Source organism: Xanthomonas sp. WHRI 6108 (genome assembly GCF_040202385.2).
Taxonomy (GTDB): Bacteria; Pseudomonadota; Gammaproteobacteria; order Xanthomonadales; family Xanthomonadaceae; genus Xanthomonas; species Xanthomonas arboricola.
In genome coordinates this window covers 3,262,844-3,282,805 of the sequence record NZ_CP168198.1, presented here as the reverse complement: position 1 = coordinate 3,282,805, position 19,962 = coordinate 3,262,844, and the positions used below count along the sequence as shown (strand labels likewise).

The 19,962-nt window shown below is 67.0% G+C and carries 18 protein-coding genes; 13 read left to right on the top strand and 5 right to left on the bottom strand.

Translation table 11 applies throughout. The annotated features are described in order from the left end of the window. Nucleotides 1-263 precede the first annotated feature (263 nt). The 4 genes from hemE to ABQ039_RS13870 all read right to left on the bottom strand — a co-directional run bounded on the left by hemE (nt 264) and on the right by ABQ039_RS13870 (nt 3,432). Nucleotides 264-1,328 carry a uroporphyrinogen decarboxylase gene (hemE, locus tag ABQ039_RS13885; protein ID WP_184608884.1) on the bottom strand — a complete coding sequence of 355 codons (1,065 nt, stop codon included), beginning with the start codon at nt 1,326-1,328 and terminating at the stop codon, nt 264-266. Nucleotides 1,329-1,341: 13 nt separating this feature from the next. Continuing rightward, nucleotides 1,342-1,593 (bottom strand): WGR domain-containing protein, encoded by a 252-nt coding sequence (locus ABQ039_RS13880; RefSeq protein ID WP_006449079.1) that lies wholly within the window; start codon nt 1,591-1,593, stop codon nt 1,342-1,344. A gap of 187 nt (nt 1,594-1,780) precedes the next feature. Next, the gene (aroB, locus tag ABQ039_RS13875) at nt 1,781-2,893 is read right to left on the bottom strand and encodes a 3-dehydroquinate synthase (RefSeq protein ID WP_184608886.1); all 1,113 of its coding nucleotides are present in this window, start codon (nt 2,891-2,893) and stop codon (nt 1,781-1,783) included. Beyond that, a complete protein-coding gene (locus ABQ039_RS13870) occupies nt 2,890-3,432 on the bottom strand; it encodes a shikimate kinase (RefSeq protein WP_005995037.1) in 543 nt (180 codons plus the stop codon). Before ABQ039_RS13870 ends, aroB begins: the two co-directional genes overlap by 4 nt. A gap of 340 nt (nt 3,433-3,772) precedes the next feature. Here ABQ039_RS13870 and pdxH point away from each other — a divergent pair, with 340 nt between their 5' ends. The 9 genes from pdxH to ABQ039_RS13825 all read left to right on the top strand — a co-directional run bounded on the left by pdxH (nt 3,773) and on the right by ABQ039_RS13825 (nt 10,133). Next, nucleotides 3,773-4,372, top strand: coding sequence for a pyridoxamine 5'-phosphate oxidase (pdxH, locus tag ABQ039_RS13865; protein ID WP_005995039.1), 600 nt, complete (start codon nt 3,773-3,775; stop codon nt 4,370-4,372). Beyond that, nucleotides 4,369-4,824 (top strand): aminoglycoside 6'-N-acetyltransferase, encoded by a 456-nt coding sequence (gene aac(6'), locus ABQ039_RS13860; protein WP_184608889.1) that lies wholly within the window; start codon nt 4,369-4,371, stop codon nt 4,822-4,824. The genes pdxH and aac(6') overlap by 4 nt, the downstream gene beginning before the upstream one ends. A 129-nt stretch (nt 4,825-4,953) precedes the next feature. Next, on the top strand, nt 4,954-5,370 hold the full coding sequence (locus ABQ039_RS13855; protein ID WP_005995044.1) for a YjfI family protein: 417 nt from the start codon (nt 4,954-4,956) through the stop codon (nt 5,368-5,370). A gap of 12 nt (nt 5,371-5,382) precedes the next feature. After that, a complete protein-coding gene (locus tag ABQ039_RS13850; RefSeq protein WP_024938711.1) occupies nt 5,383-6,153 on the top strand; it encodes a PspA/IM30 family protein in 771 nt (256 codons plus the stop codon). 25 nt (nt 6,154-6,178) lie between these two features. Continuing rightward, nucleotides 6,179-7,261 (top strand): ion channel, encoded by a 1,083-nt coding sequence (locus tag ABQ039_RS13845; RefSeq protein ID WP_102581276.1) that lies wholly within the window; start codon nt 6,179-6,181, stop codon nt 7,259-7,261. Next, nucleotides 7,258-7,935 (top strand): YjfK family protein, encoded by a 678-nt coding sequence (locus ABQ039_RS13840; RefSeq protein WP_005995051.1) that lies wholly within the window; start codon nt 7,258-7,260, stop codon nt 7,933-7,935. The genes ABQ039_RS13845 and ABQ039_RS13840 overlap by 4 nt, the downstream gene beginning before the upstream one ends. A gap of 37 nt (nt 7,936-7,972) precedes the next feature. Further along, entirely contained in the window at nt 7,973-8,377 is a 405-nt protein-coding gene (locus ABQ039_RS13835) for a DUF350 domain-containing protein (protein WP_005995053.1), read from the top strand. Nucleotides 8,378-8,389: 12 nt separating this feature from the next. Continuing rightward, nucleotides 8,390-8,965 (top strand): DUF1190 domain-containing protein, encoded by a 576-nt coding sequence (locus ABQ039_RS13830; protein ID WP_024938714.1) that lies wholly within the window; start codon nt 8,390-8,392, stop codon nt 8,963-8,965. Nucleotide 8,966: 1 nt separating this feature from the next. Then, nucleotides 8,967-10,133 (top strand): glutathionylspermidine synthase family protein, encoded by a 1,167-nt coding sequence (locus tag ABQ039_RS13825; RefSeq protein WP_184608891.1) that lies wholly within the window; start codon nt 8,967-8,969, stop codon nt 10,131-10,133. A gap of 554 nt (nt 10,134-10,687) precedes the next feature. Here ABQ039_RS13825 and ABQ039_RS13820 read toward each other — a convergent pair. Beyond that, the gene (locus tag ABQ039_RS13820; RefSeq protein ID WP_184608894.1) at nt 10,688-12,058 is read right to left on the bottom strand and encodes an MFS transporter; all 1,371 of its coding nucleotides are present in this window, start codon (nt 12,056-12,058) and stop codon (nt 10,688-10,690) included. A gap of 100 nt (nt 12,059-12,158) precedes the next feature. On the opposite strand from ABQ039_RS13820, the gene soxR reads away from it, so the two are divergent. The 4 genes from soxR to ABQ039_RS13800 all read left to right on the top strand — a co-directional run bounded on the left by soxR (nt 12,159) and on the right by ABQ039_RS13800 (nt 19,960). Next, entirely contained in the window at nt 12,159-12,605 is a 447-nt protein-coding gene (gene soxR / locus ABQ039_RS13815; protein ID WP_065032607.1) for a redox-sensitive transcriptional activator SoxR, read from the top strand. 201 nt (nt 12,606-12,806) lie between these two features. Beyond that, nucleotides 12,807-14,798 carry a M1 family aminopeptidase gene (locus ABQ039_RS13810; protein ID WP_349778024.1) on the top strand — a complete coding sequence of 664 codons (1,992 nt, stop codon included), beginning with the start codon at nt 12,807-12,809 and terminating at the stop codon, nt 14,796-14,798. Between the two features lie 793 nt (nt 14,799-15,591). Beyond that, nucleotides 15,592-18,750: a TonB-dependent receptor gene (locus tag ABQ039_RS13805; protein WP_024938719.1), complete on the top strand. Its 3,159-nt coding sequence runs from the start codon at nt 15,592-15,594 to the stop codon at nt 18,748-18,750. 445 nt (nt 18,751-19,195) lie between these two features. After that, a complete protein-coding gene (locus ABQ039_RS13800; RefSeq protein WP_184608898.1) occupies nt 19,196-19,960 on the top strand; it encodes a SapC family protein in 765 nt (254 codons plus the stop codon). Nucleotides 19,961-19,962 lie beyond the last annotated feature (2 nt).

The window sequence follows — 19,962 nt, the reverse complement described above, 5'->3', positions numbered from 1 at the left end:
AGGCGCGAGGGCCGTGTTTGGAGCGGATGCAGACGTGATCCGGGTGACGGCATGGAGGCTGGTCTTGCTATCGCTGAAGACTGCCTTCGTCACTGTGCCGCGTGCCTGGCGCGGCCTGGCAGCATCCCATACGTATCGGCGGTGCTGCCGATCTATTGCTGATGCAGCCGCCGCCGGTCATCGCGTTCAGCGTGCACTCCCCGGGCGCGCGCGCTGAGCGGCGGTCGACAGCACACCGGTGCGCTGTCGACCCGTGCCTTGGATTACCGCTTGCTCAGCGTCTGCACCGCTTCCACCAGCACGCCCACATGGTCGGGATTCATGTCGGGCGACATGCCGTGGCCGAGGTTGAAGACATGGCCTTCGCGCGAGCCGCCATTGCCCTGGGCGTAGCTGTCCAGGGTCTTGCCGACCTCGGCGCGGATCGCCTCGGGCGAGCCGTACAGGGTGGCCGGGTCCAGGTTGCCTTGCAGCGCGACGCGGCCGCCGGCGCGCTGGGCGGCGTCGGCCAGCGCGATGGTCCAGTCCACGCCTACCGCTTCGGCGCCGCTGGAGGCCAGCTCGCTCACGTAGGCACCGTTGCCCTTGCCGAACAACACCAGCGGGGTGCGCTCGGCACCGTCGCCGCGTTCCAGCTCGCGCGCGATGCGGGTGAGGTAGGGCAGCGAAAACTCGCGGTACATCGCCGGCGACAACACGCCGCCCCAGGTGTCGAACACCTGCAACGCCTGTGCACCGGCCGCGCGTTGCGCGGACAGGTAGGCGATCACCGCATCGGTGACGGTGCCGAGCAGGTGATGCAGCACCTCCGGCGCGTTGAAGGCCATGGCCTTGATGCGCGCGTATTCCTTGCTGCCGCCGCCTTCGATCATGTAGCAGGCCAGTGTCCACGGGCTGCCGGAGAAGCCGATCAACGGCACCGCGCCATCCAGCTCACGGCGGATCAGGCGCACCGCATCCATCACGTAACGCAGCTCGGTCTCCATGTCCGGCACGCCCAGCCGATGGATCGCGGCGGCATCGCGCACCGGGTGGCGGAACTTGGGGCCCTCGCCTTCGACGAAATACAGCTCCAGGCCCATCGCATCGGGAATGGTCAGGATGTCGGAGAACAGGATCGCCGCGTCCAACGGAAAGCGTTGCAGCGGCTGCAGCGTCACTTCGCAGGCGATTTCGGGATTCTTGGCCATGCCGAGGAAGCTGCCGGCGCGCGCGCGGGTGGCGCGGTATTCCGGCAGGTAGCGGCCGGCCTGGCGCATCAGCCACACGGGGGTGCGGTCCACGGGCTGACGGTTCAGGGCGCGCAGCAGGCGATCGTTCTTGAGCATGGGAGGTGTGTCCTCAGCGCGGCGCGTCGGCGCCGCCGGTGATGAGTTGGAAGCCGCGTTTGAGGTGGGTGTCGCGCGCCTTGTCGAAGGCCCGGTCCGCTTCGTCCTGCAGCAGGTATTGGTCGCGTCGCAACTGCGAGCGTCCACCGATCTCGCCGCTTTCGCGCAGCAGCTCCCAGCCGCCGAACAGATCCGGTTGCAGGGTCAGCTGGACGTAGCGGAGCGGCGCGTTGCCGCCAGGATCGTGTTGCAAGTGGATGCGCATGGCGCCGATTGTAGCCGGGCGGTGCTGAAGGCTGGGGGCAATGGGCGCGCCGGGTTGCTCCGCTTGCGAAGGGAGGTTGGCAAGCAGGGATGACGTAGGAGCGCACCTGGGCGCGACGGGATTTACCGGCAAGCCCTGTCGCGCCCGGGGGCGCTCCTACGAATGTGCCGGAGACAAGCGGCGTTGCTCAGCCCGCCAGGATCTCCAGCACTGCCGCCTCGTCGACATCGGGTACCACCTCGGCCTTGCCGATGCCGCGCCACAACACCAGCCGCAGGCGGCCGGCGATGTTCTTCTTGTCCAGTCGCATGCGCCCCAGCAGGGCCTGCGGGGACAGGCCGGGCGGAATGTCGGTGGGCAGGTCGAAGTCATGCAGTAGCGCGCGCAGCGCGTCGGTGTTCTGCGCATCGCTCATGCCCAGCGCGGCCGACAGCCGCGCGGCCAGCACCATGCCCACCGCGACCGCTTCGCCATGGTTGAGGTTGTCGTTGCCGGGCGCGCCGTAGCCCTGTTCGGTCTCGATCGCATGGCCGAAGGTGTGGCCCAGGTTGAGCAGGGCACGCTCGCCCTTTTCCAGTGGGTCGCGCGCCACGATGTCGGCCTTGTGCTCGCAGCTGCGCGCGATCGCCTGCGCCAGCGCGTCGGCATCGCGCTCCAGCAGCGCGCGGCGTTCGGCATGCAGCCACTGGAAGAACAGCGGGTCGCGGATGGCGCCGTACTTGATCACCTCGGCCAGCCCGGCGCGCAGCTCGCGCGCGGGCAGGGTGTGCAAGGTGTCGGTATCGGCGATCACTGCGCGTGGCGGATGGAACGCGCCGACCAGGTTCTTGCCCTGCGGGATGTCCACCGCGGTCTTGCCGCCGACCGAGGAATCCACCATCGCCAGCAGGCTGGTGGGCAGTTGCACGCAGTCCACCCCGCGCATCCAGCAGGCCGCCGCGAATCCGGCCAGGTCGCCGACCACGCCGCCGCCGAGTGCGAACACGCAGGCGTCGCGGGTGGCGCCCAGCTCGGCCAATGCCGTGATCGCGGCGCCGAAATTGTCCAGCGTCTTGGAGGCTTCGCCGGCGGCAATCACCAGCTCGCCCAGTTGCAGGTCCGGGCGCGCCTGCAGCAGCGCCTTGCGCACGCCGGCGGCGTACTGCGGGGCCACCTGCGAGTCGCTGAGCAGCAATACGTGGCGGCCGCGCACATGGCTGGCCAGGCGCGCGCCATCGGCCAGCAGGCCGGGCGCAATGGTGATGGTGTACGGCTGCGCACCGTCGACATCGACGCTGCGCGAGGAACGGGGAAGTGTCATGCGGGGGGACTCGACATGCGCCATTGCGCGGCCAGGCGCAGCACCAGCTGCGCGGTGGCCTCGGCGGGGGAGAAATGATCGGTTTCCAGACTGAGGTCGGCGACCTCCTGGTACAGCGGGGTGCGTTGCGCGGCCATCGCATGCAGCACCTGCTCGCGGTCGGCGCGTTGCAACAGCGGCCGGTTGCGGTCGCGCGCCAGCCGGGTGAGCTGTGCCGGCACGCTGACGTGCAGGTACACCACGAAGCCGCGCGCGCGGATGCGCTGGCGGTTGAGCGGATCCAGCACCGCGCCACCGCCGGTGGAAATCAGCTTGTTGTCCTGCTCCAGCAGCGTCTGCAGGGTCTGGACCTCGTGCTGCCGGAACCGCGCTTCGCCGTGCTGTTCGAAAATGGCCGGGATGCTGCTGCCGACCTGCTCGACGATGGCCTGGTCCACGTCGACGAACTCCAGCCCGAAGCGCTCGGCCAGACGGCGGCCGATGCAGCTTTTTCCGGCGCCCATCGGGCCGACCATCACGAGATTGGAAGCGGGGTTCATGCGCAGGGATCGTAGCATTCGGGCCCGCGCATCGGGCCGATCGGCATGGACTGAAACCATTCCGGCGCGGCGACCGCCGGCTGCGCGCAGCAGCATCGACACCCACGCTGCGCGGACAACGGCTGGGACGACCGCTGAAGATGGAGCGTCCGCACGCAACCCGTGGCGAATGCTTGGCAGCCAGCGTCAGTGGCGCGAAGACGCCCCAATGCGCACGACCTGCTTTCAGGCATCAGCGGCAGGTTCTTACAGCGGGCGCAGGTCTGTCGACCGCTGCGCATAGGCGAAGCAGGCCCGATGCGCCCACAATAGGCGTCAATCTTGCTGCCCTCGCACCGTCATGACCGATCTGTACGCAGAAGCCCTTGCCACCTTTACCGCGCTGTACGCCGAGGCGCAGGCCGGCGCCGAACTCGAAGCCAGCGCAATGACCGTGGCCACTGCCAACGTGGACGGCCGGCCGAGCGCGCGCACCGTGCTGCTCAAGGCCTTCGATGCGCGCGGGTTCGTGTTCTATACCCACCTGGACAGCGCGAAGGGCCGCGACCTGCAGACCCATCCGCAGGCCGCCCTGCTGTTTCTGTGGCGCAGCCTGCGCGAGGCCGGCATCCAGGTGCGCATCGAGGGCGGCGTGCAACTGGTCGGCGCGGAGGAATCGGATGCCTACTTCGCCTCGCGCCCGCGCATGAGCCAGATCGGCGCCTGGGCCTCGCTGCAGTCGCAGACGCTGGGCTCGCGTGAGGAGTTCGACGCGGCCATCGCCAAGGTCGAAGCCACCTTCGAAGGCCGCGCGGTGCCGCGCCCGGAGGGCTGGGGCGGGTTCCGGGTGGTGCCGCAGGCATTCGAGTTCTGGTACGGCGCCAAGTTCCGCCTGCACGAGCGCTGGCGTTACGAGGCCGATGCGGCCAGCCACTGGAGCAAGCGGATGCTGTATCCGTGAGCACACAGGCCGGCTGGCGGGTGCGCGCGGCGGTGGGCGCCGATGCGCAGGCCTTGCTGGCCCTGCGCCTGGCCTTGTGGCCCGATGCCGACGATGGCGTCGCCGAGCTGCAGGCCGCGCTGGCGCAGGCAGACGCCAGCCACCTGCTGGTGGTGGACGACGCGGACGCGGCGCTGGGGTTCGTCGAGGTGTCGGTGCGCCACGACTACGTCAATGGCACCGAAAGCACGCCGGTGGGCTTTCTGGAAGGCTGGTATGTGAGTCCGGCCTGGCGCGGCCGCGGGCTCGGTCGCGCGCTGGTGGCCGCGGCAGTGGCGTGGACGCGGGAGCAGGGCTGCGCGGAGCTGGCCTCCGATGCGCGGCTGGACGACAGCGGTGCCCAGGCGGCGCATGCGGCATGCGGCTTCGAGCCAACTGAACGGGTGGTCTACTACCGCCTGCAGCTGGCCTGACCGGCTGACTTCTGGCCCTTTCTGCCGGTCGCGGACAGTCTGTAGTATGTCCGCCCATTGCACGGCTGCTGCATCACCGCAGCGGCAACTGCATCACCACCGCTGCATGACCAAAGGACAGGACATCGTATGACGCAGTACACCACTGTCGAATTGCACGGCCTGCTGGCCGAGCGCTACCGCGACCAGCCGATCGAGGTCGAGCTGATCGACGGGCTGGAGCCAGCCATCAACCTCACCCTGGCCGACCACGGCGACATGCAGATCCAGGTCGCCGCCTCCGGCTCGCAGGTGTTCGTTTCCACCCTGCTGGCCAATGCCGACCAGGTCAGCGACCGCGCGGCGTTCAACGACGCCTGCCTGCGGCTCAACCCGCTCAATCCCTTGTCCAACCTGGGCCTGGTGCAGGTCGACGGCAAGGATAGTTATGTGGTCTTCGGCGAACTGTCGGCGTCGTCCACGCTCGACCAGATCGACGAGGAAATCCAGACCCTGGCGGCCAATACGCTGGATGCCGCCGAATCTCTCAAGCCGTTCTTTTCCTAAAGGCGTGTTGTCATGAGTATCTTTTCAAAGCTGATCACGCTGCTGCGTGGCACTGCACACGAAACCGGCCAGAAGGCGGTCGACGCCAACGCGCTGCGCATCCTGGACCAGGAAATGCGCGATGCCGGCGCCCAGCTCACGCGCTCGCGCGAGGAGCTGACCAAGCTGATGGCGCAGAGCAAGCTCGCCCAGCAGAAGATCGACGCGCGCGCCGGCAAGATGGCCGAATACACGCGTTATATCGAAGGTGCGCTGGCCAAGAACGACGAGGCACTGGCGCACGACGTGGCGGTCAAGCTGGCGGCGCTGGAAAGCGAGGACGCCGGCGACAAGGCCTCCAAGAGCTCGCTGGACCAGTCGGTGGTGACGCTCAAGGCCACCATCCAGAAGACCGAGAACCAGCTGCGCGGCATGCGCCAGCAGATCGACACCGTCAAGGCCACCGATGCGGTGCAGAAGGCGCAGGCGGCGATTGCCGCGCGCCATTCCGGTGCCAGCAGCAAGATGGGCTCGGCACTGGAATCGCTGGAGCGGATCAAGGCGCGTCAGGCCGAGACCTCCGCACGCATCGAATCGGCCGAAGAGCTGGAGGCAGCCAGTGGCGACGGCGATCTGAATCGGCGTCTGGCTGCGGCCGGCCTGATGGAAGGCGAGTCCAACGCCGCCGCAGTGCTGGCACGCTTCAAGAAGCCGGCCCAGCTCGGCCACGACACCGCCGGCGGCAGCGCGCCGCTGATCGGCCAAGTGCGCGACGTGCAGCAGGTTCCGCGCAGCGACAGCTGATCCGCCGCACGGCACAGGACGCGCCATGATCATCGTCGGAAAGCTGTTGCGGATAGTGCGGCGCCACGTGCGCCGCGTCAGCTGGGGCATGGTGGCGCTGGCATTGCTGGCGCACATGGGGCTGAGCTGGGTGTTGCTGCTGCTGGCCGGCGAGCAAAAGCTCGTTGGCCTGGACGCGTTTCCGTACTACTACATGACCACCGCCACCACCATCGGCTACGGCGACCTGTCGCCGGGTTCGGTGGCCGGGCGCTATATCGCCGCGTTCGTGCTGATGCCGGGCGCGGTGGCGCTGTTCGCCACGGTGCTGGCCAAGACCAGCGGCGTGCTCATCACCTTCTGGAGGCGCCACCACATGGGCAAGATGGCTTACGCCGATCTGCACGGGCACACCATCCTGATCGGCTGGCAGGGCGCCGCGTCCACACGCTTGCTGGAACTGCTGCTGTCCGATACCGCTACCGACGACGAAGGCGTGGTGCTGATCGCCGAGGGCGTGGCCGAGAACCCGATGCCCGACCATATGCGCTTCATCGCCGCCGAGTCCTACACGCATACCGAGGTCTACCTGCGTGCCGGCATCGCCGGTGCGGCGCGGGTGATCGTCAACCCGCCCTCGGACGACCAGACCCTGGCGGCGGTGTTCGCGCTGATGGCGCATGCGCCGCGTGCGCACGTCGTGGCGCACTTCGATTCGGGCAGCGCCGCGCGGCTGGTCAATTGCCACTATCCGGCGATCGAATGCACGCGGCCCATGACCGCCGAGATCCTGGCCCGCGCGGCGCAGGATCCGGGCAGCGCGGCGATCACGGCCGAACTGCTGTCGGTGGACGATGGCCCGACCCAGTTCAGCCTGGCGGTTCCTGCCGATGTCGACCCGCTGGATTACCGCCTGCTGGCCGCCGATTTCGGCCAGCGCGGCGCCCTGTTGCTGGGCCTGCGCGCGCCCGATGGCGCGCTGCGCTTGAACCCGCCCGCACACACCGCGGTGCCGGCCGGTGCCATGCTGTATTACCTGGCCCAACAGCGCGTTCCCGTGCCTGCCATCGCCTGGCAGGCCCTGCGCGCTGAGCCGGTGTCCCGTTCCCCATCGCCACAAGGTGCATGACGATGAGTTTTTTCAGCAAGTTGTTCGGTCAACCACAACCGCCGCCGTTGCCCGGCTCCGGCACTGGCGCCATCGGTCACGCGCTGCCGCTGGGCTTGCGCGTGGGTGGGCAGCTGGAGATCGATACCACGTTGTACCGCATGGCACCGGAGGCCATGACCGCCGAGTTGCCGGGCGGGCATCAAGGCATTCCGTGCTACGGCCACGTCAATCTGGGCGATGGCTATGCCCTGCATCGTTTCTATCTGGACGACGACGCGTTCCTGCAGGTCACCACGGTTGGCGGCGATCTGGAGGCGATGAAGGCCTTCGTGTATTGCGAGACGGTCAATCCGCCCAGCAAGCAGGCGTTTCAGGAGTTCGTGATGCAGCATCCGCATCTGGGTGCGGCGCAGATCGAGTACGCCGGCAAGCGCTGGCAACGCGCCACGCAGTCCACCGACGATGCCGCGCGCATCCCGCCGATTGCCTACGACGAGGTGCTGTACCGCTATCAGCCGCCGCGCCGCGATGGCGATCTGACCCACTACGCCATGCTCTACAGCCGCGATGTGCCGGAGCTGCAGCGCGAGGAATTCCTGCTGGTCACCGGCGAAGATTCCGGCCCCAACGAGTTCTGCGTCACCTATGCGGTCGGCATCGATGTCACCGTCGCCGATCTGGATATCACCTGAGCGTGCGCGCTCGTCTTCCACTTACCCTGGTCCTGTCATGAACCCGATCAACCTGCAGAGTTTTCTCGCGTTTCTTTCCTACTTCGGCACCGGCCTGGGCGTGTTGATCGTGGCGGTGGTGCTGGTGACCCTGGTCACCCCGCACAAGGATTTCACCCTGCTGCGGCAGGGCAACGTGGCTGCGGCCACCGCCCTGGCCGGCAACCTGATCGGTGTGGCATTGCCGCTGCATTCGGCCATCACCCATTCGGTGAGCCTGGTCGATGCGCTGATCTGGGGCGCGGTCGCCTGCGGCATCCAGGTCGTGGCGTATCTGCTGGCCAACCTAGTGGCCGGGCGCATCTCGCGGCAGATCACCGACAACGTCACCGCCGCCGGCATCTTTTCGGCCGGCGTGTCGATCGCGGTCGGGCTGATCAATGCCGCGGCGATCACGCCGTAACGGAGCGCAGGCATGAAGCGATCACGCAATCTCAAGCTCACCCTGATGGCCGCATTGCCGGCCGCCCTCGTCACCGGCTGCGGCTCCGAACCGGAAACCGGCGTGGTACTGCAGTCGGCTTCCGACTGCTACCAGATCAAGCAGGAACAGACCGACATCCAGCAATGCCTCAAGGCCTACGACGAGGCGGTGACCAAGCACCAACAGGCCGCGCCGCGCTTCAATACGCGCTACGAGTGCGACGAGCAGTTCGGCAGTTGCACGGCGGTGCAGACGGCGCAGGGCCAGCAGAGCTGGATCCCGCCGATGGGCGGGTTCCTGCTGGGCTACGCGTTGGGCAACATGACCGGTGGCGGCGGCTACCGCTATGGCGGCTCGATTCCGCTGTACCGCGATTACCGCAGCGGCGGGTACTACAAGCCCAACGGCGATCTGGCCAGCAACCGCGTCGGCACCGTCCGCGGGCGCAGCGGCGCCATCGACATGCCGTCGCGGGCGATCACAGTGTCGCGCTCGGGTTTCGGCTCCAGTGCGGCGGCGCGCAGTTCGTTCGGCAGCGGCGGGCGCAGCTCCGGATACGGCGGCTGACATGCAACGGATCGCAATTGCCGAGCGCCCGGACTGGCGCGAGCAGGCCGAGTCGCTCGGCTTCCATTTCCACACCATCGACGGCGAGCGGTACTGGGACGAAAGCGCGTATTACGCGTTTACGCTGCAGCAGATCGAAGACGACATCGAGGCGCCCACGCAAGAACTGCACGACATGGCGATGCAGTTGGTGGACGAGGTGGTGGGCTCGGAGCAGCTGATGACGCAGCTGGCGATCCCGCCGTTCTACTGGGACTGGATCGCCAACTCGTGGAAGAACCGCGACCCGCATCTATATGGCCGCATGGACCTGGCCTATGCCGGCAACGGCCCGGCCAAGCTGTATGAGCTCAACTACGACACGCCGACCTCGCTGTACGAATCGGCGTATTTCCAGTGGCTGTGGCTGGAACAGCAGATCGCCGCCGGTGCGCTGCCCAAGGGCACCGATCAGTACAACCTGATCCAGGACCTGCTGTGCGAAACCCTGGGCGCGCTGGCGGTGGATGGTGCGATCGGTGCGCAGATGCATTTCTCCGCGGTGCGCGATTCGCTGGAAGACCGCGCCACGGTGCGCTACCTGCGCGACTGCGCGCATCAGGTGGGCATCAGCACCGAGGAAGTGGCCATCGAAGACATCGGCCTCAGCGCCGATGGCTGGTTCACCGATGAGCAGGACCGGGTGATCCACACGCTGTTCAAGCTGTATCCGCTGGAATTCATGATGGAAGAACGCTTCGGCCCGGCGTTGTGCGCCAACCGCGTGCGCCTGATCGAGCCGGCGTGGAAATCGGTGCTGAGCAACAAAGGCATCCTGCCGCTGTTGTGGGAGCGGCATCAGGGCCATCCCAACCTGCTGCCGGCGCGCTTTGCGCAAACCGGCGAAGCGGCCACGGCAGGCTGGGTACGCAAGCCGCTGCTGTCGCGCGAGGGCGCCAATATTTCCCTGGTCAGCGCACAGGGCGATGCTGCGCAGACCGATGGCCCGTATGTGGACGGGCCGGCGATCCTGCAGGCGCATCATCCGTTGCCGGTGTTCGATGGCCGGCACGCGCTGGTCGGCAGCTGGGTGGTGGCCGATCGTCCGGCCGGGCTGGGCATGCGCGACGACGATGGTCCGATCACCCGCGACACCTCGCGCTTCGTGCCGCACGTGATCGTGGACTGATGCAGCAGTGGGTGAGGCAGCGCCGCTGCGACGCGGCGCTATCGCCCTTGCATGTGGTCGTGAGTAAAGCGCTGCTTCCGCATGGCCAGGTTGTACGTAACGGCCCGCGCTGTATGAGGCAGCTGTTGCCCCGTATCGCGTGACACATGCTGCAGTGACGCGCAAGCCCTGCGCTGCCTGCCGCGCAGCGCAGGTTTTCCACACCCCCTGTGGATGGAACTTGCACAAGGCTGTGGACAAGTGGGTGCAGGCCCCGGCCTGCAACGCTGTCAAGATGGGTGGCGAAAAAATGACCAGCCGCTCGCGGATACGTTTTTCCGGTCCCGATCGCAGCGATCTCGACAGGATCGGCAAAGTCGGTTGCGCTGTGGGCAATGAGATGTGCCGGGTTTGCGTCATGCCAACGCGACGTGCCGAGCAGGCGGATCCAGCAAGTCGTGCAGACCGTACGCGCGCTGCATGCGATGCGGGTGATACACATCGACTGAGCGCGACACGTCAGCCTCGCGATCAGTGTTCTCTTGCTTCGATACACCGCGCACACCGCTCACCCATTACACCCGCCGCGCCACCAACAGGCCCGCCACCGCCAGCAGCCATGCCAGGGCGAACACGCTCAGGTAGGCAGCCGCAGTCGCCGAGGCCAGCAGCGCGGCGAACAAGGCGCCGGCCAGCGCCAGCATGCCGGCCACCGCAATCGCCTCGCTCAACTGCAGCGCCGAACTGTTGGCGCCTTGCTGCGCCGGCGGCGACAGCGACAACGTCAACACCGACAGGCTCGGATACAACAGGCCCATGCCCAGGCCGGTCAGCGCCCAGCCGGCAATCGCCACCGGCACCGGGATGACCGGCCACACCGCCCCCGCGCTGATCACGATGCCCAGCGACATGAAGCACGCACCGGTCTTGAGCAGGCGTGGGCGCGACCAGCCGGCGCGGCTATGGCCCTGGTACCAGGAGCCACTGAACCAGCCCAGCGCGCCGACGCTCAGCGCCACGCCGGCCAGCAGTGGCGACAAGCCGCGCTCGCGCGACAGCAGCAATGGCAGGAACGCCTCGAAGCCGAAGAAGGCCGCCGCCGCGATCCCGCGCAGCGCGATCACGCTGGGCAGCCCGCGCGCAAGCCGCAGCGTGCCGGCCGGCAACAGCTGCCAGGCGCAGCACACGGTGAGCGCCAGTGCCGGCAGCATCGCCAGCAACGCGCTCGCGCCGTGCAGCTGCCCGCCCAGATACACGCCGAGCACACCCAAGGCCGCACCCACCGCCCAGCGCAACGCGGAATCCGACACGCCGGCTGCGTCGCTGGACCAGGTGCGCCCGCGGATCGCCGGCCACAGCATCAGCCCGGCCGGTATCGCCAGCAGCGGCACCGACAGGAACACCCAGCGCCAGCCCACGTGCTGCACGATCAATCCGCTGATGCCCGGCCCGACCAACGACGGCACCACCCAGCCGGCCGAAAACGCAGCAAACACGCGGGGCCGCAAGGCTTCCGGATACAGGCGCCCGACGATCACGTACAGCGCCACCGAATACGCGCCGGCCCCCAGGCCTTGCAGCAGGCGGCCGGCAATCAGCACCGGCATGCTCGGCGCCAGCCCTGCCACCAGCAGGCCGATCACGAAGCACAGCAGGCCGTAGGCCAGCGCGCCGCCCGGGCCACGTCGGTCGCTCCAGCGCCCGGCGGCGGTCATGCCGACCACGCTGGTCGCCAGGGTGCCGCCGAACGCCAGCGCATACAGCGGCAAGCCATTCAATTCGCGCGCGACGGTCGGCATGGCGGCGGCCACCGCCAGCGATTCGAAGGCATTGAGCGATACCAGTGCCACCATGCCCAGCGTTGCGGCGCGATACGGCGCGGCCAGGATGGAAGTGGGTTGGGCCTCATTGAGTGGCGTGGCGGGCAGGGCGGTATCGGCGGGCATCGAGCATCCAGAAACTGAAATGTGTAGAGCCATGACCACGGGGCTTGCACCGGTCATGGCCGCGCAGCATCCTGCCTCAACCAAGGTTGAGGTCAAGGCAATGCAGCGTGAGTTGTCCGTGGGCGAGGTGGCCAAGCGCAGTGGCGTGGCGGTGTCGGCTTTGCATTTTTACGAGCGCAAGGGGCTGATCCGCAGCCTGCGCACTGCCGGAAATCAACGCCGCTATGCGCGCGACGTGTTGCGGCGCATCGCCGTGATTCGCGTGGCGCAACGGCTCGGCGTGCCGTTGCAGCAGGTGCTGGATGCGTTCTCGGTGCTGCCGGACCAGCGCACGCCCACGCGTGCGGAATGGGCACGCATGTCGGCACGTTGGCGCGCGCAACTGGATGCGCGCATCGCCGAGCTGCAGGCCCTGCGCGACCAGCTCACCGACTGCATCGGTTGCGGCTGTCTGTCGCTGCGCCGCTGCCGGTTGAGCAACCCGGGCGATGCGCTGGCCGAGGGTGGGGATGGCGCGTTGCGCTTGTCGCGGCTTGCTGCCGATTGAGGTGGCAAGCGCGGGCTAGCCGCCGCCAGGGCAGGGCTGGTGCGATCGGCATCTGCAGATCGCGCGCGGGCCGCGGCTGCTGCGCCCCGGACAGCCTGTCACCGTCGAGAAGTTAGATGCCGTAACCGGGACCAATGGCAGTGCCGTGCCTGGCGAAGGCGACCGTAGGATGGGGATCCCCTCCGCCGCAGGACTTCACGCATGTTCCCCACCTTGCGCCGTTCGCTCGCCGTTGCGCTGTCGCTGGCATGCATCACCTCGTCCGCGCACGCCGCGCCCGCCACCAGCGCCGCCGCGCCGGCAAGCGTCTTCGATCCGCTGGCCTTGTTCGCACCGCTGCAACTGCCCGATGCACCCAACGCCTACCGCAGCGGCAGCGGCGTCCCCGGCCCGCTGTTCTGGCAGAACCGTGCCGACTACAGCCTCAACGCCAGCATCGACCCGGCGACCCACACGCTCACGGGCGAGGCGGCGATCCACTACACCAACCGCAGCCCGGACACGCTGGACGTGCTGTGGCTGCAGCTGGACCAGAACATCTACCGCGCCGATGCGCGCGCTGCCGCCAGCCGGCCGTCGCGCCGCACCCAGTTCACCGACGGCATGCAGATCGCCAGTGTCGAGATCGACGATGGAGGGCGTCGCCAGCCTGCGCATTTCGTCGTCGACGACACCCGCATGCGGGTGGACCTGCCGCAGCCGTTGGCGGGGCAGGGCAAGGCGCTGACCGTGCATGTCCGCTACCGCTACACGATTCCGGGCACCTGGGGCGGGCGCACTGCGGTCAGTGCCAGCAAGCAGGGCGAGATCTACGAGATTGCGCAGTGGTATCCGCGCATGGCCGTCTACGACGATCTGCGCGGCTGGGACACGCAGCCGTATCTGGGCTCGGAGTTCTATCTGGAGTACGGCGACTTCGACTACGCGGTGACCGTGCCGGAGGGCTTCCTGGTTGCCTGTTCCGGTGCGCTGACCAATCCGGCCGAGGTGCTCAGCCGCAGCGAGCAGCAACGCCTGCAGCAGGCACGCAGCAGCGATCGTACGGTGCTGATCCGCACGCCCGAGGAAGTAAGCGCGCGCGCTGCCAAACCTGCGGGAAACGCCACGCGCACCTGGCGCTTCCATATGGACAACACCCGCGATGTCGCGTTTGCCGCCTCGCCTGCGTTCGTGTGGGATGCCGCGCGCATCAAGCTGCCGGGCGGCAAGCAGTCGCTGGCGATGTCGGTGTATCCGCTGGAGGGCGTGGGCGCGGACAAGTGGAACCGCTCCACCGAATACGTCAAGGGCGCGATCGAACATTTCTCGCAGTGGTACCCGTATCCGTGGCCGGCCGCGATCAACCTGGGCGGGTACGGTGCGGGCATGGAGTATCCGGGCATCGTCTTCGACGGTTTCGAGGACAGCGGCAAGGAGTTGTTCTGGATCACCGCGCACGAGATCGGCCACACCTGGTTCCCGATGATCGTCGGCTCCAACGAGCGCCGCCACGCGTTCATGGACGAAGGCTTCAACACCTTCATCGACGTCTATGCATCCGATGCCTTCAACAAGGGCGAGTACGCGCCCAAGCGCGATTCGGAATATGCGCCCAAGGGTGGCAACCCGGTCGACGAAATCCTGCCGCTGCTGGCCGATGCCGGTGCGCCGACATTGATGGACAACGCCGATTCCACCAGCGAGACCTACCGGCATTCGCTGACCTATTTCAAGGGTGCGTTGGGGTTGGTGCTGTTGCGCGAGCAGATCCTGGGGCCGGAGCGCTTCGACCCGGCCTTCCGCAAGTACATCGCGACCTGGGCCTACAAGCACCCGACGCCGTCGGATTTCTTCCGGCTGATGGAAAGCGAGAGTGGCGAGAATCTGGCCTGGTGGTGGCGCGGCTGGTATCTCAACAACTGGCAGCTGGATATGGGCATCAGCGAGGCCCATTACGTCGATCACGATCCTGCCAAGGGCCTGCAACTCACGCTGCGCAGCCGCCAGAAACTGGTGATGCCGGTCACCGTGCGGGTGGACCTGGCCGACGGCAGCCATCTGGACCGCCGCGTGCCGGTGGAAATCTGGCTGCAGAACACCGCGCCCATGCTGACGCTGCCGACCACGCAGAAAGTGCTGCACGTGACGCTGGATCCGGACCATGCATTGCCCGATGCCGAGCGTGGCGACAACCAGGTCGATACGATCGGCTAGCGGCTGCCGATCGCTGGCGTCTGCGCTGCAATGGCGCAGATGCTGCGAGCGTTCCGCCCACGCGGTTCACCGTCACCAGCGGCGCAATCGATTGCAGCGATTGCGCCGTTTTTTTGTTGCGCCCTGCAGTCCGATGTCGCGCGCAAGCGCGCAATGACGTGCTCGCATCGGCGTCCACTGCCACGCGTGTGCGCCTCAGCACATCGCGGTTGAAGGCGGCCGCGCTGCGATTCTCGCTCTGCTTTGCGCAACTGCTTCGTATGGTGTTGCTGCGGCCAGGCGACGACATGCAACTGCGCCGTTGCGGCGTAGTTATCGCCACCACTGGCTGGTAACGCTTACAGCCACGCTGCGCCTACTTTCGCGCTGCGGACTCAAGCGCACGCGGTGTTTTGTGCCTGCATGTGGCTTGGTGTGTTTGCTGCAACGCACGGTGACAAGCCCCGCCACGCGTGACTAGGCTGCGCCCCGTGTTAGCGCTATCAGTCCTGCATTGCCCGCTGGTACGCGGTTGCATGCAGAGGCGCAGGGCGAGACACGTGGTGCAGGCGTACTGGTTGGGAAGGCAGTCGCAGGTGCGGTACAGCGCCAGGTGCACGGCGCGTCCGTGAGGACGTGGCACGCACATGGCTTGCATCAGGGGGGATGCGCCGGCAGTCGAGGCGGCGGATCAGAGCAAGTGCTGTGCAGGGATGTATGTCGCGTGCCGTCCAGGCGCGTGGCCAGGCAAGCGCCGCGTCGCATTCCGCGACCACGGCCGTGGGTGTTGGACTCCAGACCCGAGGATAGATCGATGCGTCGTACGTTGAGCAAGTTCAAGTCGAAGGCCATGTTTACCTTCGTCGGTGGCATCCTGGTGATCAACCCCGCCTTTGCGCAGGACGTTGCCGCGCAGCAGGTGCCGCCACCGCAGTCCGGCGCCCAAACCGCCACCACCCTGGATGCGGTCAATGTCACCGGCATCCGCAGCAGCCTGGATCAGTCGATGGGCATCAAACGCGATGCTGCCGGCGTGGTGGATGCGATCAGCGCCGAAGACATCGGCAAATTTCCCGATACCAATCTGGCCGAGTCGCTGCAACGCATCACCGGTATCTCGATCGAGCGCCGCGATGGCGAAGGCGCGCAGGTCACCGCGCGCGGCTTCGGCCCGCAGTTCAATACCGTCACCCTCAACGGCCGCCTGATTCCCGGTGCCGATGCGTTCGGCGCGCCGGGCCAGACCCCGATCGGTGGTGTGGATGTGGGCACGCGCGCGTTCAACTTCGCCCAGCTCGCCTCCGAAGCCATCACCGGCATCGAGGTGTTCAAGACCAGCCGTGCCACCGCGCCCAGCGGCGGTATCGGCGCCACCATCAACATCCAGACCGACAAGCCGTTCAACCACGAAGGCGTGGTGGCCAATGCCGGCGCCAAGATGGTGTCGGATCGTTCGCAGCCGTTCGGCGATTCGCTCACTCCTGAAGTCTCCGGCATCTTCAGCTATACCAATCCCGACAAGACCTTCGGCATCGGCCTGAGCGGCAGTTACCAGAAGCGCCACGGCGGCTCGGTGCAGGCCACCGAAAACACCTGGAACATCCAGCGCTGGACCGGTACCGACCCGGCCCTGCGCCCGGATGCGGTGGTGACCAACGCGCCGGCGATCGGCCAGCTGTACGGCATGCCCAACGATCTGCGCTACGCCTTCGCCGACTTCCAGCGCGAGCGCACCAATGGCCAGGCGGTGATGCAGTTCGCGCCCAGCGACAGCCTGACCCTGACGCTGGATTACACCTATTCGTCCAATGAGATCCGCGAAGAGCGCGGCGAGCAGGGCATCTGGCTGCAGCGCGCCAACAGCTTCACCGATCTGACATTTGATACCGGCCAGGCGGTGGCCACGCCGGTGTATCTGCGCGACGTGCCCAACGGCGCCAAGGACTTCGGCATGGAGCAGCAGCGCAACGAGCAGAAGTACACGCTCGGCTCGCTCGGCTTCAATGCCGACTGGCAGGTGAGCGACCGCTTCCAGCTGTCCTTCGATGCGCACAACTCCAAGACCAAGAGCCTGCCCAACGACCCGGTCACCGGCGGCAGCGCCACGTACTTCAGTTTCGCCGGCACCAACAACTGCAGCAACGGCCCGTCCTGCGGCGGTCAATGGGGGCAGGAGCTGCGCTTCAACAATGGCCTGCCGATCGGCGCACGCACCTGGTATCCCACCGCGGCCGATTCCCTGGCCGGCACCAACGGCGTGCTCAACCCGGACTTCACCCCCGCCGAGCTTGGCTCGCAGGTCCTGCGCATCTTCTATCAATCGCAGGTCACCGAGATCAAGGAAGGCCGCATGGACGGCACCTTCGATTTCGAGGACGGGCGCTTCCAGTTCGGCGTGAGTACCGCCAATACCACCATGAACCGGCTCACCAGCGACACCAATTCCACGCTGGGTGACTGGGGCGTGGCCAACGCCGGCAACGAGCCGGGCATGCAGGCGCTGCTGCGGCCGGTGAGCATCACCGGCATGTTCAAGGACTTCAACGCCAATGGCGCCGCGCCCAATGCATGGCGCGGCGATGCCGATCAGCTGGCGCTGTGGGGTGGCAGCCAGTACGGCGCCACCACCCGCTACAACCCGCAATACAGCGCCGACAACCAGGTCGAAGAGAAGACCCGCGCCGCCTACGTGCAGCTGGAACTGAAGGGCGACATCTCCGGCATGACCACCAATACGCGGCTGGGCTTGCGCTACGAGCGCACCGATGTGGAATCCACCTCGCAGGTGGCCACGCCCACGGCGTTGTTGTGGCAGGCCAACAACGACTTCCAGCTGTTGCGCTCCACCGAGCAGCAGCCCTTCAGCGAGAAGACCAGCTACAACTACATCCTGCCCAATCTGGACTTCAGCATCGACATCTCCGATCAGCTGAAGGGGCGCGCCTCGTTCGGCCAGACCATCGCACGCGCGCCCTACAACAACCTGATCGCCGGCCCGACGCCGAATACGCCCAATGGCTCGATCCTGATCAATCCGTCCAACCGTGCCGGCGGCAGCTCGCAGAACCCGCAACTGGACCCGCTGGAATCGGACAACCTCGATCTGGCGCTGGAGTGGTACTTCGCCGATGCCAGCTACGTGTCGGCCACGTTCTGGAACAAGCGCGTCAGCAACTTCATCGGCAACACGGTCTCGCGCGAATCCCTGTACGGTCTGAGCGATCCCACCTCCGGTCCTGACGCGCAGGCCGCGCTGGCGTTCCTGCAGAGCGGCGCCTGTGCGGCGCAGGTGGGCGCCTCCGGCAACGACGTCGCGGCGGCGTGCTCGGCCAACGACACCTCGCTGTTTGCGGCGATGGCGCTGCTGCGCAATGCCGCGGCCACCGGCGGGCTGGCCGCCTACAACGGCAGCTCCGCGCAGAGCCTGGCACTGGAGAATGCCTACGATATCGTGGGCAATGCCTCCGATCCGCTGTATCAGTTCGACGTGTCGCGCCCGGTCAACCAGAACAAGGCCAACATCCACGGCTGGGAATTGGGCGGGCAGTACTTCTTCGACAGCACCGGCTTCGGCATCTACGCCAACTACACCATCGTCGAAGGCGATGTGGGCTTCGACAACACTGTGATCGATCGCGACCAGTTCGCGCTGCTTGGCCTCAGCGACACCGCCAACGTGATGCTGATGTACGAAAAATACGGATGGAGCGCGCGCCTGGCCTGGAACTGGCGTGACGAGTATCTGATCGCCGCCAACCAGGACAATGCCAACCGCAATCCGTACTACGTCGAGGCGTATCAGCAGTGGGACCTCAGCGTCAGCTACAGCTTCAGCAAGCAACTTTCCGTGGGCTTTGAGGCGATCAACCTCACCGGCGAAGACGTGCGTTGGCATGGGCGCTCGGACAAGCAGATCATCCGCCTGATCGACCAGCAGCCACGCTACACGCTGGGTGTGCGTTACGCGTTCTGACCCACCGGCTGCGCTCACTTCCCTCCCGGTGAGCGCAGCCGGTGCCTGGTGGGGCAGATGCCGACGTGCAGGCTGGTGCGGGCCAGCCGCGCGCTTTTTCGAAGGCGGCCGGCGAGCGTTCGCTGGCTGCGCCACGTGGCCGCATCGAGTCGTCAGCCTGCGTGGCACCGGTCCGGCGGCCGCAACCGCAGGCGCGAGCTGGATGCCGCCGCGCATCCCTTGGTGTCGCCGGCACACGCGGCGCTTGCTTGCACCCACACACGGCCGCCGCCGGGTCACACCGGCGATATAGGTTGCTGCAGGCCTGGCCCCGATGCTGCTGTGCCGCTTGCCGGTCTGCCGCTTTTTGGCAATGCTCGCCACCAGCAAGTGCGGTACCTGGCCGCGCGATCGACGCATTCCACGCAATGCGGTACTCCGTGGCGGAGCACCGTTGGAGTTTCAGATGACGCGATACGCAGTGCTCAATAATGTGGCGCATCACGATCTGCGCGTCGTGCTGCGCTTCGGTGCCGAGTTCGGCGATGCGCTGGGCCTGGTGCCGGCGTTCGTCACCGAATACGCCGAGCTGCAGCGCGAGTATCCGCTGTTCTTTCGCAAGGATCCGGCCACCGGCGGCTACCAGTCGGTGGCGCTGCTGGGCTTTGCACAGGACGAGAATCTGTTCCTGCAGGACGGCCGTTGGACTGCCAGCTACCTGCCCGGCATCGTCGCCAAGGGCCCGTTCCTGATCGGCTTCCAGGAGCAGCGCATCGAGGGCGCCTTGGTGCAGGAGCCGGTGATCCACGTCGATCTGGAGCACCCGCGCATCAGCCGTCACGAAGGCGAGGCGGTCTTTCTTCCGCAGGGCGGCCATAGCCCGTACCTGGAGCACATCATCGGTGTATTGCGCGGCATCCGCGACGGTGTGGATGCCGGCCAGGCGATGGCGGCCGCACTGGATGCGTTGGGGCTGATCCAGCCGGTGCAGCTGGATGTCACGCTGGATGCCACCCACGCCACCAAGCTGGAAGGCCTGTTCGCCATCGACCGCGAGCAGCTTGCCGCACTCGATGCGGCCTCGTTGCAGCAACTGCATCGGGCCGGCTATCTGGAGGCTGCGTTCCTGATGCTGGCCTCGCTGCACAACGTACGTCGGCTGATGGCCGAGAAGCAGCGCCGCCTGCAGCAGGCGCATAGTGCGTCGTCTGCGACTGCTGCGTTCGCCTGAGC